Source organism: Enterobacter sp. PP-008-ECC_S150 (genome assembly GCF_045257065.1).
Taxonomy (GTDB): Bacteria; Pseudomonadota; Gammaproteobacteria; order Enterobacterales; family Enterobacteriaceae; genus Enterobacter; species Enterobacter chengduensis.
The window spans coordinates 12915-27831 of record NZ_JBJHHG010000015.1 but is presented as its reverse complement, the minus strand read 5'-3'; the positions used below and the strand labels follow the sequence as shown (position 1 = coordinate 27831).

Genomic DNA, 14917 nt, shown 5'->3' with positions numbered 1-14917 from the left:
AACGTTATGGTATGGAAGTATGAGCAGTCTACCGGCAAGATGTATAAAGACGGCAAATTAATTGAAACCGGATATTCCGGTGCTCTTACGAATAAAAACAACCCGGACCGTCAGCATGTAAAGGGGCTGGGGCCACTGCCTCGCGGGACATATAAAATCGCGGGTCATTCGAATTCAAAAGGACCAATTACAATCATCCTTGAGCAAACCTCCGGAGAGAGTTTTGGTCGCTCAGAATTCCGCATTCATGGTGACCACAAGTATGGTCCAGCCGGGTTTGCATCAGAGGGTTGCATCATTCTCTCACTGTCAACGAGGCGTAAAATCCTTCGTGACGGCGGTGACCTTGAGGTCGTGCGATGAAATACCCTATCGTACCCCTGCTATGTGCGCTTACCGTCCCAGCCATTGCAGCCAGCACTGACTGGTCATCAGCACTTAATGGAATCGCCTCTGGTGATGCACACTGGATTGAGCAAGCTCCTACCCTGTCTGCTACGGCTGACGTCAAGCAGGCGCAACAGCTGGAGGACGCCTTAGCCGCAGCGCTCATAACAAATACGAACGCAACGCTGAAAGCGCTCCGCACCATTGACGCCGGAAAGTGGCCGCACATGGTAGGCAGCGATATTGTCTGCACGCCGCCTTTAGAGAAATCCCCCAAAGAAATCGACGCGTTCTATCAGCGTACCCGCCAAGCGCTGCTGGAAACGTTTGACGGTGCTCAGTGCCTCTGGATCCTGGAGGCAACCATGGAAGAGTTGAAAGCAGAGAAAGCCCGTCAGGCTAAGTAGAGACGCTACCCGGCGCACAACGGCCGGGTCTTTCCTTCACCCCAGACCCTGGCTCACCCCGGCCCCTCGCTTCCCGCCGCCAGCAGCGGCACCACCACGTCGCTGATGGGCACCGCAATGCCGTGCCTGCGCCCGTAGCGCTGGATCGCGCCGTTGCGGATATCCCACTCCATCGGGCGATCCGCCTGACGGTCGGCGAGAATCGACGTGCCGAGGTCCTCAGGCGCACGCTGAAAGTTCGCCAGAATCTCATCGGCCACCGCATCGTCAAGCCTCGCCCCCTCGGCGCGGGCGACGGTAAGCCCCTCGCGCAGATAGGTGAGCGCAAGCTCGCTGATGTCCTCGCGCCTGAACATGCCTGCGCGGCGGTTGGCGAGCACCATCAGCCCCGCAACCGCGTTTTGCAGCAGCTTGCGCCAGGCGACGGTGGCGAAATCGGTCGAGAGTTCCACTTCACAGCGCGTACCGCGAAGCGCCTCAACCACCCGCTGCGCCTGCGTTACGTCCGGCAGCGTCAGGCGCGGCTTCGCCCGCAGCCAGACGGAGGCATCCGGCTCGCGCTGTGCCGGGAACCACACCACCGACGGCAGCACCGTCGCACCGTTGACCAAAGGCTCAAGCTGGGCTTTTTGCTCAACGCCGTTTTGCAGGGCGCAGACCACGGTGTTCTCATCGCACAGGGCGCGCAGCCATCCGGCGCTGTCGGCATTTTGCGTCGTTTTTACCGCGATAAAAACCAGATCGGCGGGACGCGTAATGGCGGCAGGATCGGTTAATACCGGACCGGGTACCACCGTTTCGCCCTCGTCATAACGTAAGCGTAATTCCGGATGTGCGGTACGTCCGCACAGCAGCGGCGTGCGGCCCGCGTCATGCAGCACCGCGGCAATGGTGGTCCCAATCGCACCGGGACCTATCAGCGCAATCACTGGATTGTCAGACATGATTAACTCCCCCTTTTCGCTAAGCCTGCTAACAGTTATACCACCCTGAAAAGTGAGCGCCACGTCGTTGTCTATACTCAACACACAACTGACAACGGAGTGCGCCATGCCTTTACCCGATTTCAAGTCCTCTGAACCGTTTACCCTCGGCATCGAACTCGAACTGCAGGTGGTTAACCCGCCGGGCTACGATCTGAGCCAGGACTCCTCCGCACTCATCGCCGCCGTTAAGGACGACATCAAAGGCGGCGAGGTCAAACACGACATCACCGAAAGCATGCTCGAAATCGCCACCGGCGTGTGCCAGACCATCGACCAGGCGGCGGCGCAGTTCTCGGTGATGCAGCAGAGCATCCTGCGCGCGGCGGCGGAGCAGCATATCCAAATCTGCGGCGGCGGGACGCACCCGTTCCAGAAGTGGCAGCGACAGGAGGTGTGCGATGACGAGCGCTATAACGTCACGCTGGAGCGCTTTGGCTACCTGATTTTGCAGGCAACGGTCTTTGGCCAGCACGTGCACGTCGGCTGCCGGACCGGGGACGACGCCATTTACCTGGCGCACGGCCTGTCGCGTTTCGTGCCGCACCTTATCGCCCTCGCCGCCGCGTCGCCCTATATGCAGGGCACGGACACGAAGTTCGCCTCGTCGCGGCTCAACATCTTCTCCGGATTCCCGGATAACGGCCTGATGCCGTGGGTCAACAGCTGGCAGGAGTTCGAGGGGCTGTTCCGCCGCCTCAGCGCTACCAGCATGATCGACAGCATTAAGGATCTGCACTGGGACATCCGCCCCAGCCCGCACTTTGGCACCGTGGAGGTGCGGGTGATGGATACGCCGCTGACGCTCGGTCACGCGATTAACATCGCCGGGCTGATCCAGGCCACGTCGCACTGGCTGCTGACCGCGCGGCCCTATAAGCATCAGGAACGGGATTTTCTGCTCTACCGTTTTAACCGTTTTCAGGCCTGCCGCTACGGGCTGGAGGGGATCCTGACGGACGTGCACACCGGCGAGCACAAAACCGTGGCGGAAGATATCGCCTGGCTGCTGGAGCAGGTTGCGCCGTCGGCCGAGAAGCTCGGCGCGACAAGCGCAATCAATGAAATTGCCCTGCTGTTAAAGCAGGGCAAGAGCGAGGCGCAGCGCATGCGGGACTTTATCGCCGACGGCGGCTCGCTTATTTCTCTGGTTCAGAAGCACTGCGAGCTGTGGGCGACGAGTCCGTAAGGCCGTGGCCCCACTCGCGCAGGCGCTGGAACAGCACGAACAGCGCGGGAATGAACACAATCCCCACCACGGTCGCCACCAGCATGCCGCTGAACACCGTGGTGCCGATAATCCGTCGGCTCTGGGCTCCTGCGCCAGTCGCCAGCATCATCGGCAGGACGCCGATAATGAACGACACGGCGGTCATCATCACCGCGCGGAAGCGGCGCGACGCCCCTTCCCGCGCGGCATCGGCAATCGTCATCCCGTCCATGCGCCGCGCGCGGGCGAACTCTACGATGAGAATCGCGTTTTTGGCCGCGAGTGCGATCAGCAATACCAGACCAATCTGCACGTACACGTCGTTGGCGTAGCCCGCCGTCCACAGCCAGACCAGCGCCCCGCCGATGGCAAACAGCACCGAAAGCATGACGCTCGCCGGGAGCGTCCAGCTCTCGTACTGGGCGACGAGAAACAGCCACGCCATCACCACCGCCGCCAGCACGATCCACATCGCCTGGTTGCCGGTCTGCTGCTCCTGATACGACATGCCGCTCCAGGCGTAGTCGTACCCGGCAGGCAGGCTCTCCGCCAGAATCTCAGCCATCGCCGCCATCGCGGTGCTGCTGCTCACGCCAGGCGCGGCAGAGCCGCTCACCGACACGGACGGGAACTGGTTGTACTGCTGCAGGAACGGCGCGCCAACGCCCGGCGTAATGGTGACGAGGTTGCTCAGGCGTACCCGCTCGCCGCTGTTGCTGCGCACGAACAGCTCGCTGATTTGCTCGGCGCGCTCGCGCCACTGCATCTCGTTTTGCATCACCACGTGGTAGACGCGGTTGTTGATGCTGAAATCCCCGGCGCGCGTGCCGCCGAAGGCGGTTTGCAGGCTGCTGAAGATGCGCGACACCGGCACGTCGAGGCGGGCAGCGCGCTCGCGGTCAACGGTCAGGGTCAGCTGCGGCACGCTGCTGCTCCAGGTGGTGAACACGCGGCTCAGCTGCGGGTGCTGGTTGGCCTTCATCAGCACCCCGCGCGTGACGAGCTCAAGCTCCGCCGGGCTTTGCCCCACCAGTGCCTGGATACGCAGGTCGAAGCCGGAGGCGTTGCCAAGCCCCGGCAGCGTCGGCGGCGCGAAGGTCATGATGGTAGCTTCCGGCAGGGCCAGCAGCTGACGCTGCAGGGTGCCCATCACCTCGTCCAGCGGCGGACGCTCGCTCCAGTCTTTGAGCATGATGGAGATAAACCCGCCGTTGGACGCGCTGGTGCCGTTGAGGATGTTAAACCCGGAGACCTGTATCACGTCCTCCACCGCCGGATTGTTGGCGATCAGCGCGCGCGCTTTGGTCATTACCGCTTCGGTACGCTCCAGCGAGGCCGCTTCAGGCAGCTGAACGCTGGCGAAGAAGTAGCCCTGATCCTCCTGCGGCAGGAAGCCTTTTGGCATTGACGTAAAGCTGAACAGGACGACTGCCGCCGCGCCTGCGGTAGCCAGCAGCGCCAGCCACGGGCGCAGGGTGAATACGCTCACGATCCGGCTATAGCGATTGCGCGTGGCGTCCAGCCCGCGGTTAAAGGCGCGATAAACGGCCGCAGGCTTCTCCGGGCGCGGACGCAGCAGCATCGCGCACAGGGCGGGCGTCAGGGTGAGCGCCACCAGGCTTGAAAGCGTGACCGCCGTGGAAAGCGTCACCGCGAACTGGCGGTACAGCTCGCCGACAATGCCCGGCAGCAGCGCCACCGGCACAAACACCGCCAGCAGCACCAGCGTCGTCGCGATCACCGGCCCGGCAATCTGGCGCAAGGCCAGCGCGGTCGCCGCCGTGCGGCTCTGCCCTTCCGCCATCAGCGTTTCAACGCTTTCCACCACCACGATGGCGTCATCCACCACCATGGTGAGCGCCAGAATAATGGCGAACAGGCTCAGCGTGTTGGCGGAGTAGCCGAGCGTATTGAGCACCGCAAAGGTGCCCACCAGCGACACCGGAATGGCGAGTGCGACGATCAGCGTCGCACGCCAGCTTTGCAGGAACAGGGACACCACGACCACCACCGCCAGCATCGTCAGCGCCAGCGAGACGCCGATCTCTTTAATGGTGGCGGCCACAAAGGCGGTGGTGTCGAATTTCACCTCGTAAACCAGATCGTCCGGGAAGCGCGTCGAGAGGTGGTCCAGCTCCGCGCGCACCGCGTCGGCCACGCGCAGGGCGTTGGCGGACGGCGTCGGATAGATGCCGAGGTAGCCGGAGTCGTGCCCGTTCAGCTGCGCGCCGGAGCTGTAGCTGCGCGAGCCAAGTTCGATTGTCGCCACGTCCTTCAGGCGAACAAGCTGGCCCATCTCACCCGCGCGGATAATGATGTCGGCAAAGTCTTCGGCCTGGCTTAAGCGCCCCAGCCCGTTGATGGTCAAAGTCTGCTGCTGGCCGTTAAACACCGGCGGCGTGCCGACCTGGCCTGCCGCGCCCTGCACGTTCTGCTCGCGCAGCGCCTGCGCCACGTCATCGGTAGTGACGTTGAGGGCGTTCATGCGGTCCGGACGCAGCCAGATGCGCATGCTGTAATCGCGCGCGCCAAACATCTGCACCTGCCCGATGCCCGGCAGACGCGACAGCGCCTCGCGCACCTGGGTGCTGGCGTAGTTGCTGACGAACAGCGGCGTGTGGGTCTTATTCGGTGAGTAAAGGCTTACGCCCATCATCAGGTTGGTGGCGCGCTTGCGCACCTGCACGCCGTTTTGCTGCGCCTCGGTCGGGAGCTGCGCCACGGCCTGCGCCACGCGGTTTTGCACGTCGATGGCGGCGAGGTCCGGATCGGTGCCCGCCGCGAAGGTGATGTTCAGGCTATAAGAGCCTTCGTCCGAGCTGGTGGACTCCATGTACAGCATATGATCCACGCCGTTCAGCTGGGTCTCCAGCGGCGTGGCGATGGCCTCCGCCACGTCGGCCGAACTGGCGCCCGGCCAGCTGGCCGAGACGTTCACCACCGGCGGCGCGATCTGCGGATACTGCTCTACCGGGATAATCTTCAGCGCGATGGCTCCCAGCAGGGTGATGACCAGCGCAATCACCATCGCGAAGCGCGGGCGTTTGATGAAAAACGTCAGCATGATGGCTCCTTAATTCAGTATCTGGACGGCAGCGCCGGGCTGCACGCGCTGCGCGCCGTCAGTAATCGCTCGCTCACCGGGCTTTACGCCGGAGGCAATCTGAAACTGCTGTCCGATCTGTCCGGCCACCTTCAGCGGGCGCATTTCGGCTTTGCCCTCGGCATTGACCATCCAGGCAAAGAATCCGTCACCGTTCTGCTGTACGGCAGCGGCGGGCAGGATCAGTACCGGCTGCTCGCTTGCCGGGCGCAAAAACACGTTCACATTGCCGCCGGGCAGCAGCTGGTGGCGCGGATTGGCAAACTCGGCGCGCAGCATCACGCTGGCGGTGCGCGGGTCGATGCGGTTATCCACCGACGTCAGCTCGCCGCTGACGCGCTGGCCGTTGCTGTCGATCAGCGCCTGCCAGGCCTGCTTCATGGCGCGGATATCCGCATGCTCTCCGGCTTTGGTGGCGAACGCCCCCTCTTCCAGCGCAAAGGCGATGCGGATCGGGTCAAGCTGCACCACCTCCACCAGCACGCCGCTTGCGGGATTCACCAGGCTTCCGACGTGGAACCGGCTGTGCCCCACGCGACCGTCAATCGGCGAGGCGATGCGGGTGTAGTTCAGGGTCACGCTGCGGGTGTCGAGCCGGGCTTTTGCCTGCTCCAGCGCGGCGCTTGCCACGTCCCGCTGCATGCGGGCGTTGTCCACGTCGTGACGACTGATGGCGTTGCTGCTGCCCAGGCTTTCAAACCGGGACAGCTGCTGCTGCGCCTGGCGCAGCGTGGCTTCGGCGCTTTTCACTTCGGCCTGCGCCAGGCGCAGGGCGGCGCGCGGCTCGGCGTCGTCCAGCTCGAACAGCACGTCGCCTTTTTTCACGTACTGCCCGTCGCGGAAGTGAATTTTGGTAATGACGCCCTCCGTACGCGCGCGCAGCTCAACGGTGTGGATAGCTTCGATGCGGCCCGGGATCTGCCGTTCGGCGGCGTGGGCGGTCTGCTCTACGGTGGCAACGCGTACGGGAATGGCGGCGGCAAATGCGGGTGGCAGCGTGCAGACGAGGAGGACGAACAGGAGCGGGAGTTTCATGGGAGTACCTCAGCGTGATTTCACCCCTCACCCCGGCCCTCTCCCCAAAGGGGCGAGGGAGAAAACCGAGCCCAAGGGAGAGTACCAGACGATCCCCTCTCCCCTATGGGGAGAGGGTTAGGGTGAGGGGTAAGGTTTCAAGGTTTTCGTTATGCAGCCTTACGGAACCTGCGGGTCAGTCGCTTCTCGATTTCGACGACGAAGAACATCGCTCCTGCAACCGCCAGGGTCACAAACCAGTAGCGCAGCGGCAGCGCTTCGGTGCCGAACAGCATCTGCATAAACGGCAGGTAGATAATCGCCGCCTGGAGCAGGAACAGCACGCCCGTCACCAGCCAGATCCCTTTGTTCGCCAGCAGGCCGCGGTTGAGGGAGAATCCTTCGGTGTTGCGGCAGTTAATCATGTACACCCACTGGGCGCAGACCAGCATCTGCAGCAGCACGGTGCGGATGAACTCCGCGCTGTGGCCGCGCGGGGCAAGCCAGGCTTCCAGCGCGAAGGCGGCGATGGCAATCATGGTGCCGACGAAGGCCACGCGCCATACGGCATAGGCATCCATCACGTGCTGCCCGGTCTGACGCGGCGGACGACGCATAATGTTGCGCTCGGCGGCCTCAAAGGCCAGGCCGAAGGAGAGCGTGGCGGAGGTCGCCATGTTCATCCACAGAATCAGCACCGGCGTCAGCGGAATGATGTTCCCGGCGAGCAGCGCAATCACAATCAGCAGCCCCTGCGCCAGGTTGGTCGGCATGATGAACAGAATCGTCTTCTTCAGGTTGTCGTAAACGCGACGCCCCTCCTTCACCGCGCTGGCGATGGTGGCGAAGTTGTCGTCCGTCAGGACCATATCCGCCGCCTCTTTGGTCACTTCCGTGCCCTTGATGCCCATGGCGATGCCGACGTCCGCCTGACGCAGCGCCGGGGCATCGTTCACGCCGTCACCGGTCATGCCGACGATTTCACCTTTGTCCTGCAGCGCTTTCACCAGGCGCAGCTTATGCTCCGGGCTGGTACGGGCAAAGATGTCGTACTTCACCGCCGCGTCCGCCAGCGTAGCGTCGTCCATCTTCTCCAGCTCGTAGCCGGTGACCGCCTGCTCGCTGTTGCTGATCCCCAGCATCTGGCCGATGCTCATCGCCGTCTGCGGGTGATCCCCGGTGATCATCTTCACGCGGATCCCGGCCTGCTGGCAGGCGTTAATGGCGTCAATCGCTTCCGGACGCGGGGGATCCATCATCCCGGCGATGCCGAGGAAGATCAGGCCGTGGCTCAGGTCGTCGTGCGTCAGCGCCTGCTCGCCGTTAGCCGGCTTGAACGCCGCGGCAACCATGCGCAGCCCCTGACGCGCATAGCGCTCCATCTCGCTTTCCCAGTACGCGCGGTTGAAGGCCTCCGCACCGTGGCGGGTCTGCTGCTGCGCGCAGAGGGCGAAAATGACGTCCGGCGCGCCGGTGATCAGGATCTGCTCCTCACCGCCAATCTGGTAGTGGGTGCTCATGTACTTGTACTGCGAGTCGAACGGGATCTTATTGACCAGCGTGCTCATGACCGGCTCAAGGCTGGCCTTCGCCGCCAGCACCTTCAGCGCGCCCTCGGTCGGGCCGCCGGTGATGCCCCACAGGCCGCGCTCGTCCTGAATCAGCTGGCTGTCGTTACACAGGTCGATGGTGCGCAGGTACTGCTCCAGCACGGTGCCCGGCTGGATGTGGACCGCCTCGTCGCTGCCTTCCAGGTAGATATTGCCTACCGGCTCGTAGCTGTTGCCGTCCACGCGGTAGCAGGCGTCGGCGGTGATGATGGCTTTAACCGTCATCTCGTTCATCGTCAGGGTGCCGGTTTTATCCGAGCAGACCACGGTCATCGCGCCGAGCGTTTCCACCGTCGGCAGCTTGCGGATAATCGCCCGCTTGCGCGCCATCGCCTGCACGCCCAGGGAGAGGATGATGGAGATAATCGCAGGCAGACCTTCCGGCACGGAGGCCACCGCCAGGCTAATCAGGGAGAGCAGCAGCTCGCCCATCGGGATCTCGCGGAACGCCAGGCTGAAGACAAACAGCGCGGCCATCATCGCCAGAATAATCGCGAAGATCGCTTTACCCAGCTTGTCCATCTGCACCAGCAGCGGCGTGCGGTGTTTTTCAATGCCCGCCATCATCTGGTTGATGTGGCCGAGTTCCGTCTCCTGACCGGTCGCGGTGACCACGCCGACGCCGCCGCCCGCGCTCACGGTCGTCCCGGAGAAGACCATGTTGGTGCGATCGCCCAGCGGTAATTCGCCGCTCAGCGGGTTAACGTGTTTATCCACCACGGTGGATTCGCCGGTCAGAATCGCCTCTTCCACGCGTAAATTATGCGCTTCGATTAAGCGCATATCCGCCGGAATACGATCCCCGGCGCGTAAAACAATAATATCGCCCGGGACTATATCAGTCGTCGGTATGGTTTCATGGTTGCCATTGCGAATAACGCGCGCCTCGCTGGCGAGCATATTTCGAATACTCTTCAGCGATTTTTCCGCGTTGCTTTCCTGAATATGGCCAATTAAGGCATTGATTACCGCCACGCCCAAAATAACCAGCGTATCCACCCAGTGGCCCATTATTGCCGTTAATACGGCGGCGGCCAGCAGGACATAAATCAACACATCATTAAAATGGGCTAAAAAACGCAGCCAGGCAGGTTTGCCTTTTTTCTCCGGCAGCGCGTTTGGCCCTGTTTTTTGCAGACGCGCCAGCGCCTCTGCACGATCGAGACCGCTGGCCTGGCTCTGCGCGTGAGCGAGCACCTGCTCTACGGTCTGCTGGTATGCCAACCCGCCGGAAGGCGGCATGTTTGGGGAGCGTTTTTTTTCGGTCATCGTATTTTTCCTTCAATATCCGGTGAACAGAAGCCTGAATTCCTTTCTGGCTTAAATAAATTCATTTTAAAGTCTTGCGGGTAAATTTGATCTACCGCAATATAATGACTTCACGGTTATTCAAAACTGATTAAAACTAATTCGACGACCTGATTTTTACAAAATATTTCTAAACCAATACTAAACGAGGGGGAACCATGTGGGGTATTTATCGCGGACGCCGACTGGTGTTATATGTCATCGCGGCCATTGTTATTGCCACGTTAATTGGTTATAGCACATATACATTTGTAAAATTATTTTCCTGATAAAGACGTTTATTTACATAACGCGATAGTAATATGAATATCTGACCGCGTTTTGTTTTTTATTCGCAAAATAATAGCGTTATTTTATTCAACAACGCCAGAGTAGCTGATATTGCTTTACGTTACAGGATGCCGGACAATGACATTTTTAACTGACGATTAACATTACGATGAAACACCCGTTAGAATCGCTGCTTACGGCAGGCGGCATTTTATTGCTGGCCCTGCTCTCCTGCCTGCTGTTACCCGCGCCATCGCTGGGCCTGGTGCTGGCGCAGAAGCTGGTTCAGACCTTTCACATGGTCGATCTGAACCAGCTCTACACCATTCTGTTCTGCGTGTGGTTTTTACTGCTGGGCGCCATCGAATTCTTCGTACTGCGTTTCGTCTGGCGCCGCTGGTTTTCACTGGCGTCGTGAGCGCACAAAAAAGCCGGGTGGCGGCTACGCCTTACTCGGCCTCGATGCGACATCTTAATGTGTCTGGCTATGGTTCTCTTTGCGGTACGCGCCAGGCGGCTGGTTGAATGTCCGGGTAAAGATGCGGGTAAACGTCTGCTGCGAGTCAAACCCGTAACGCAGGCAGATGTCGTACACCCGCGCGTCGGACTCACGCAGATCGCGTGCCGCCAGCAGCAGCTTGCGTTCACGGATATAGCGCCCCAGACTCTCCCCTTTGTACTGCATAAACAACCGCTGCAGATGCCACTTCGAATAACCCGCGTGGCGGGCAATCTCTTCTATGCGCAATGGCTGATGCAGGTTGTCGTCGATCCATTCGACGATAGTGTCGATGACTTGAGCGGAAATGGTCATACAGCTGTCCCCCTCTGCTTCTCGCTTAAACATTATTCCCACCACGCACGAAAGGTTTGCGTGGTATCACTCACCCGGACGGGCTCGCCCAGTTCCGGCGTGAGCAACCGATAATTTTTATCCTGGCTGGCTTTTGCCAGCTGGATCAGCGGATCGTTCCACGCGTGTTTCGCCAGCACGAAGCGTCCGTTATGACCGGGCACCACGGCTTTCGCGTTCAGATCCGCCGAGGCCTGAGCCGTTTCCTCCGGCAGCATGTGGATGTACTTCCAGTCCTGGTCGTACTGGCCGTTTTCCATGATGGCGACGTCCACGCCCTCAAACTGCTCGCCGATGGCCTTAAAGTGCGGGCCGTAGCCGGAATCCCCGCTGTAGTAAACCTTCTGCGCTGGCGTGACGAACATAAAGCTGCCCCACAGGGTCTGGTCACGCTTGATGCCGCGCCCGGAGAAGTGGCGCGCCGGCAGCACGTGCACGGTCAATTCATCGCTGATGCGTACCGACTGGTTCCAGTCGCGCTCGTCAATAATTTCAGGCTTCATCCCCCAGTAGCGCAGGTGTGACCCTACCCCAAGCGGCGTCACCACGCGCTTCACCTTCGGCAGCAGCGCCTTGATGGTGGAGTAATCCAGGTGATCGTAGTGATCGTGCGAGATAATCAGCAGGTCGATCTCCGGCATGCTGTCAGCGCGCCACGGATACTCGCCGGCAAAGGCTTTATTGAGAAACGAGAACGGCGCGGCATAGTTACCGAGGACCGGATCGATCAGAATGCGTTTGCCCGCGAGCTGCAGGTACCACGAGGAGTGGCCGAGCCACACCAGGGTGTCCTGCTCCCGCGGCAGGCTCGCCAGATCGGTTTTCACCAGCGGCAGCGGCTGAGCCGGGCGGGCGTTTTCGGTTTTACGGGTCAGAAATTGCCACCACGCCACCAGCATATTTTGTTGCCCGGTAAAGCCAGGCGTCGGCAGCGTATTGTGGAATTTCCCCTCGCGATACTGTGGGGAGGCCTCCACTTCAGTGAGCCGTTCACCCTGAGGCGGCTGGCCGAATCCGGCATTCAGAACAAACGGCAAACTCGCGGCTGAAGCAATAATCATGATTAACACCACGCAGATGAAGAGAGGTTTTTTCATATCCTGACCCGAAAACGCGCCCCATCCGACGGTGTGCGCAGGGTAAACTTGATTATGAGTGAGTAAGCACTCATTATAGATATGATGATAAAGTCGTCAAGACGTTTTCGATCTTTGACATTCCGCGTTGCAGCGTGTCAAAGCACGTGTTTCAATCAGGGTTTTTATAATTGACAGGAGGAAAAATTTAGTGGCACGTCCGAAGAGTGAAGATAAAAAACAGGCCTTACTGGACGCCGCAACGGCGGCGTTTGCACAGTCAGGCATTGCCGCCTCAACGGCGCTTATTGCCCGCAAGGCGGGCGTCGCCGAAGGCACTCTGTTCCGCTACTTTGCTACGAAAGACGATCTGCTGAATGCCCTCTATCTGCACCTGAAGCAGGATCTCTGCCAGACCATGCTGGCGAACCTCGATCGCACCATCACGCTGCCTAAAGAACATACCCGCAATATCTGGAACAGCTATGTGGACTGGGGCATTCGTAACCCGGTTGCGCATGCGGCGATCCGCCAGATTGGCGTCAGTGAAAAGCTGAGCGCCGAAACGGAACAGGCGGTGAAAGAGATGTTCCCGGAGCTGCATGAACTGTGTCGTCGTTCAGTGCGCCCGGTGTTTATGTCGGATGAATTTAAGACCTTTGGCGATGCGCTGTTCTTATCGCTGGCGGAAACCACCATGGAGTTTGCCACCCGCGATCCTTCCCGTGCCGTTGATTTTAAATCGCTGGGTTTTGAGGCCATGTGGCGCGGGCTGGCTCAGGAGGAGAGCGATGGACAGTAAATCCCTGCAGGAATACGCGAAGCGCGTCGCGCTGGAGATGCCTTTTACCGAACACTGCTGGCCGTTCGGCCCGGAGTACGACGTCTTCAAAGTCGGCGGGAAAATTTTCATGCTGATGGCAACCGCACGCGGACGGGCGCACGTTAGCCTGAAATCCGATCCGGAAAAGTCCCTGTTAAATCAGCAGATCTACCGGGGCGTTGAGCCGGGTTACCATCTGAATAAAAAGCACTGGATTTCGCTTTACGGCACCGACGACATGACGCCGGAACTGGTTGCCGACCTCATTAATGATTCCTGGAATCTGGTCGTCGATAAGCTGCCGAAAAAAGACCAGAAGTGGATACGCCCGGCCTGATTGTTCGTCTGGGACGAACAGATTAAACGCTCGAATTGCACTTATCTTTTTTCGCGTCCCGCTGTAATCTGCTCTCCTTTCGCGCCCGCGAGCGGGCGAATTTCATCACCAGGAGTTGTTATGGATATCATTTCTGTCGCCCTGAAACGCCACTCAACCAAGGCGTTCGACGCAAGCAAAAAACTGACCGCAGAAGAAGCGGAAAAAATCAAAACCCTGCTGCAGTACAGCCCGTCCAGCACCAACTCCCAGCCGTGGCACTTCATTGTTGCCAGCACCGAGGAAGGGAAAGCGCGCGTGGCGAAATCCGCCGCGGGCACCTATGTGTTCAACGAACGCAAAATGCTGGATGCGTCTCACGTGGTGGTGTTCTGCGCGAAAACCGCAATGGACGATGCCTGGCTGGAGCGCGTTGTCGATCAGGAAGAGGCCGATGGCCGTTTCAACACGCCGGAAGCTAAAGCGGCGAACCACAAGGGCCGCACCTATTTCGCCGACATGCACCGCGTGGATCTGAAAGATGACGACCAGTGGATGGCGAAGCAGGTTTACCTGAACGTCGGTAACTTCCTGCTGGGCGTGGCCGCGATGGGTCTGGACGCGGTACCGATTGAAGGTTTCGACGCCGCCATTCTCGACGAAGAGTTTGGCCTGAAAGAGAAAGGCTTCACCAGCCTGGTGGTGGTACCGGTTGGGCATCACAGCGTAGAAGATTTCAACGCCACGCTGCCGAAGTCTCGCCTGCCGCTGAGCACGATTATGACCGAGTGCTAATCAAAACGGGCCGCACAGTGCGGCCCGTTACGCTTTACTGATGACGAGCCTGCGATGTGGATGCACATCGCGGTCGTATCCCCAGGCAAACGCAATCCAGCGCTCTTCCAGTTCGGCGTAAGAACTCACCGGGGTTAAGCGCCACTCTTCACCTACCGTTCCGTCCGCCACGCTTATCTGATAATTCATGCTGAACGCCCAGTCGATCATGCGTAACCAAAACCGCTGTCCGTCGCCGGTCTGCTCGCTGTCTGAGACCACGATGTCGTATTCGCTGAGCACCCACTGAAAGAAAAGTTGTGGCAACCCGCTGATTACGGATTGATGGACCGCGCGCGGCGTACGCCAGACCATCACTTGCGTGGCGGCCCCGTGAGGAAAGGTAATTTCTTTATGAAACGTCAGCTTCACGGCATACGCCGTATAGGGTTTTCCCTCGTCGGTGGTCACGAGACGGTATTCATCGCCGTAGCGCGATTTTAACAGGCGATATCCTGCAGGCAGGATAAATCCGGGCAGGTGAAAATCCACCGTGCCTCGCGCAAGAAACGCTTCGGTATGTTCGACGTTTCGGGAGATAAGGCCTAATTTCTGGCTAAAATCTGCGGAATCAATCATCAGTGGCGACATGGTGGTTGCTCATGGCGTGAGTATAGACGACTTAGTACCTCATCGAAACGATGTCGATGCAGTCGGCTGGTTTACTTTAAACACCACCTTACACCTGTCCTATCCTCTTAGCAGAGAGAGCTCTCATTCCCT

General features: G+C 59.8%; 14 protein-coding genes. 7 read left to right on the top strand and 7 right to left on the bottom strand.

Features of this window, described 5'->3' with window-relative positions; genetic code table 11:
• Positions 1-6 precede the first annotated feature (6 nt).
• Both ACJBF3_RS16480 and ACJBF3_RS16475 read left to right on the top strand, forming a co-directional pair.
• On the top strand, positions 7-363 hold the full coding sequence (locus ACJBF3_RS16480) for a tlde1 domain-containing protein (RefSeq protein WP_045325586.1): 357 nt from the start codon (positions 7-9) through the stop codon (positions 361-363).
• Complete coding sequence (locus tag ACJBF3_RS16475) at positions 360-794, top strand: hypothetical protein (RefSeq protein ID WP_045325583.1); 435 nt, start codon at positions 360-362, stop codon at positions 792-794. The genes ACJBF3_RS16480 and ACJBF3_RS16475 overlap by 4 nt, the downstream gene beginning before the upstream one ends.
• Positions 795-847: 53 nt before the next feature.
• On the opposite strand, the gene ACJBF3_RS16470 is transcribed toward ACJBF3_RS16475, so the two are convergent.
• Positions 848-1738, bottom strand: coding sequence for an oxidoreductase (locus tag ACJBF3_RS16470; RefSeq protein WP_045325580.1), 891 nt, complete (start codon positions 1736-1738; stop codon positions 848-850).
• 106 nt (positions 1739-1844) lie between these two features.
• Between ACJBF3_RS16470 and ACJBF3_RS16465 the strand changes: the two genes are divergently transcribed.
• Positions 1845-2966: a YbdK family carboxylate-amine ligase gene (locus tag ACJBF3_RS16465; protein WP_045325578.1), complete on the top strand. Its 1122-nt coding sequence runs from the start codon at positions 1845-1847 to the stop codon at positions 2964-2966.
• Here the strand turns inward: ACJBF3_RS16465 and ACJBF3_RS16460 are convergent.
• From ACJBF3_RS16460 to ACJBF3_RS16450, 3 genes are all read right to left on the bottom strand, one after another.
• The gene (locus tag ACJBF3_RS16460; protein ID WP_045325575.1) at positions 2917-6051 is read right to left on the bottom strand and encodes an efflux RND transporter permease subunit; all 3135 of its coding nucleotides are present in this window, start codon (positions 6049-6051) and stop codon (positions 2917-2919) included. The two genes, ACJBF3_RS16465 and ACJBF3_RS16460, sit on opposite strands and share 50 nt — an antisense overlap.
• A gap of 9 nt (positions 6052-6060) precedes the next feature.
• On the bottom strand, positions 6061-7125 hold the full coding sequence (locus tag ACJBF3_RS16455) for an efflux RND transporter periplasmic adaptor subunit (RefSeq protein ID WP_045325573.1): 1065 nt from the start codon (positions 7123-7125) through the stop codon (positions 6061-6063).
• 149 nt (positions 7126-7274) lie between these two features.
• A complete protein-coding gene (locus ACJBF3_RS16450) occupies positions 7275-9983 on the bottom strand; it encodes a cation-transporting P-type ATPase (RefSeq protein ID WP_045325572.1) in 2709 nt (902 codons plus the stop codon).
• Positions 9984-10461: 478 nt separating this feature from the next.
• Here ACJBF3_RS16450 and ACJBF3_RS16445 point away from each other — a divergent pair, with 478 nt between their 5' ends.
• Entirely contained in the window at positions 10462-10710 is a 249-nt protein-coding gene (locus tag ACJBF3_RS16445; RefSeq protein ID WP_013097677.1) for a DUF1158 domain-containing protein, read from the top strand.
• Positions 10711-10764: 54 nt separating this feature from the next.
• Here the strand turns inward: ACJBF3_RS16445 and ACJBF3_RS16440 are convergent, their stop codons facing one another.
• Both ACJBF3_RS16440 and ACJBF3_RS16435 read right to left on the bottom strand, forming a co-directional pair.
• Positions 10765-11106 (bottom strand): RamA family antibiotic efflux transcriptional regulator, encoded by a 342-nt coding sequence (locus tag ACJBF3_RS16440; protein ID WP_010428317.1) that lies wholly within the window; start codon positions 11104-11106, stop codon positions 10765-10767.
• Between the two features lie 32 nt (positions 11107-11138).
• Complete coding sequence (locus tag ACJBF3_RS16435) at positions 11139-12242, bottom strand: MBL fold metallo-hydrolase (protein ID WP_045325570.1); 1104 nt, start codon at positions 12240-12242, stop codon at positions 11139-11141.
• Positions 12243-12432: 190 nt separating this feature from the next.
• Between ACJBF3_RS16435 and ACJBF3_RS16430 the strand changes: the two genes are divergently transcribed.
• The 3 genes from ACJBF3_RS16430 (at position 12433) to nfsB (ending at position 14155) form a co-directional block, all read left to right on the top strand.
• Positions 12433-13023, top strand: coding sequence for a TetR/AcrR family transcriptional regulator (locus ACJBF3_RS16430; RefSeq protein ID WP_047717693.1), 591 nt, complete (start codon positions 12433-12435; stop codon positions 13021-13023).
• Entirely contained in the window at positions 13013-13381 is a 369-nt protein-coding gene (locus ACJBF3_RS16425; RefSeq protein WP_045325568.1) for an MmcQ/YjbR family DNA-binding protein, read from the top strand. The genes ACJBF3_RS16430 and ACJBF3_RS16425 overlap by 11 nt, the downstream gene beginning before the upstream one ends.
• 120 nt (positions 13382-13501) lie before the next feature.
• Positions 13502-14155, top strand: a complete 654-nt coding sequence (nfsB, locus tag ACJBF3_RS16420; RefSeq protein ID WP_045325565.1) for an oxygen-insensitive NAD(P)H nitroreductase — start codon at positions 13502-13504, stop codon at positions 14153-14155.
• Between the two features lie 27 nt (positions 14156-14182).
• Here the strand turns inward: nfsB and ACJBF3_RS16415 are convergent, their stop codons facing one another.
• A complete protein-coding gene (locus ACJBF3_RS16415; RefSeq protein WP_045325563.1) occupies positions 14183-14785 on the bottom strand; it encodes a hypothetical protein in 603 nt (200 codons plus the stop codon).
• Positions 14786-14917 lie beyond the last annotated feature (132 nt).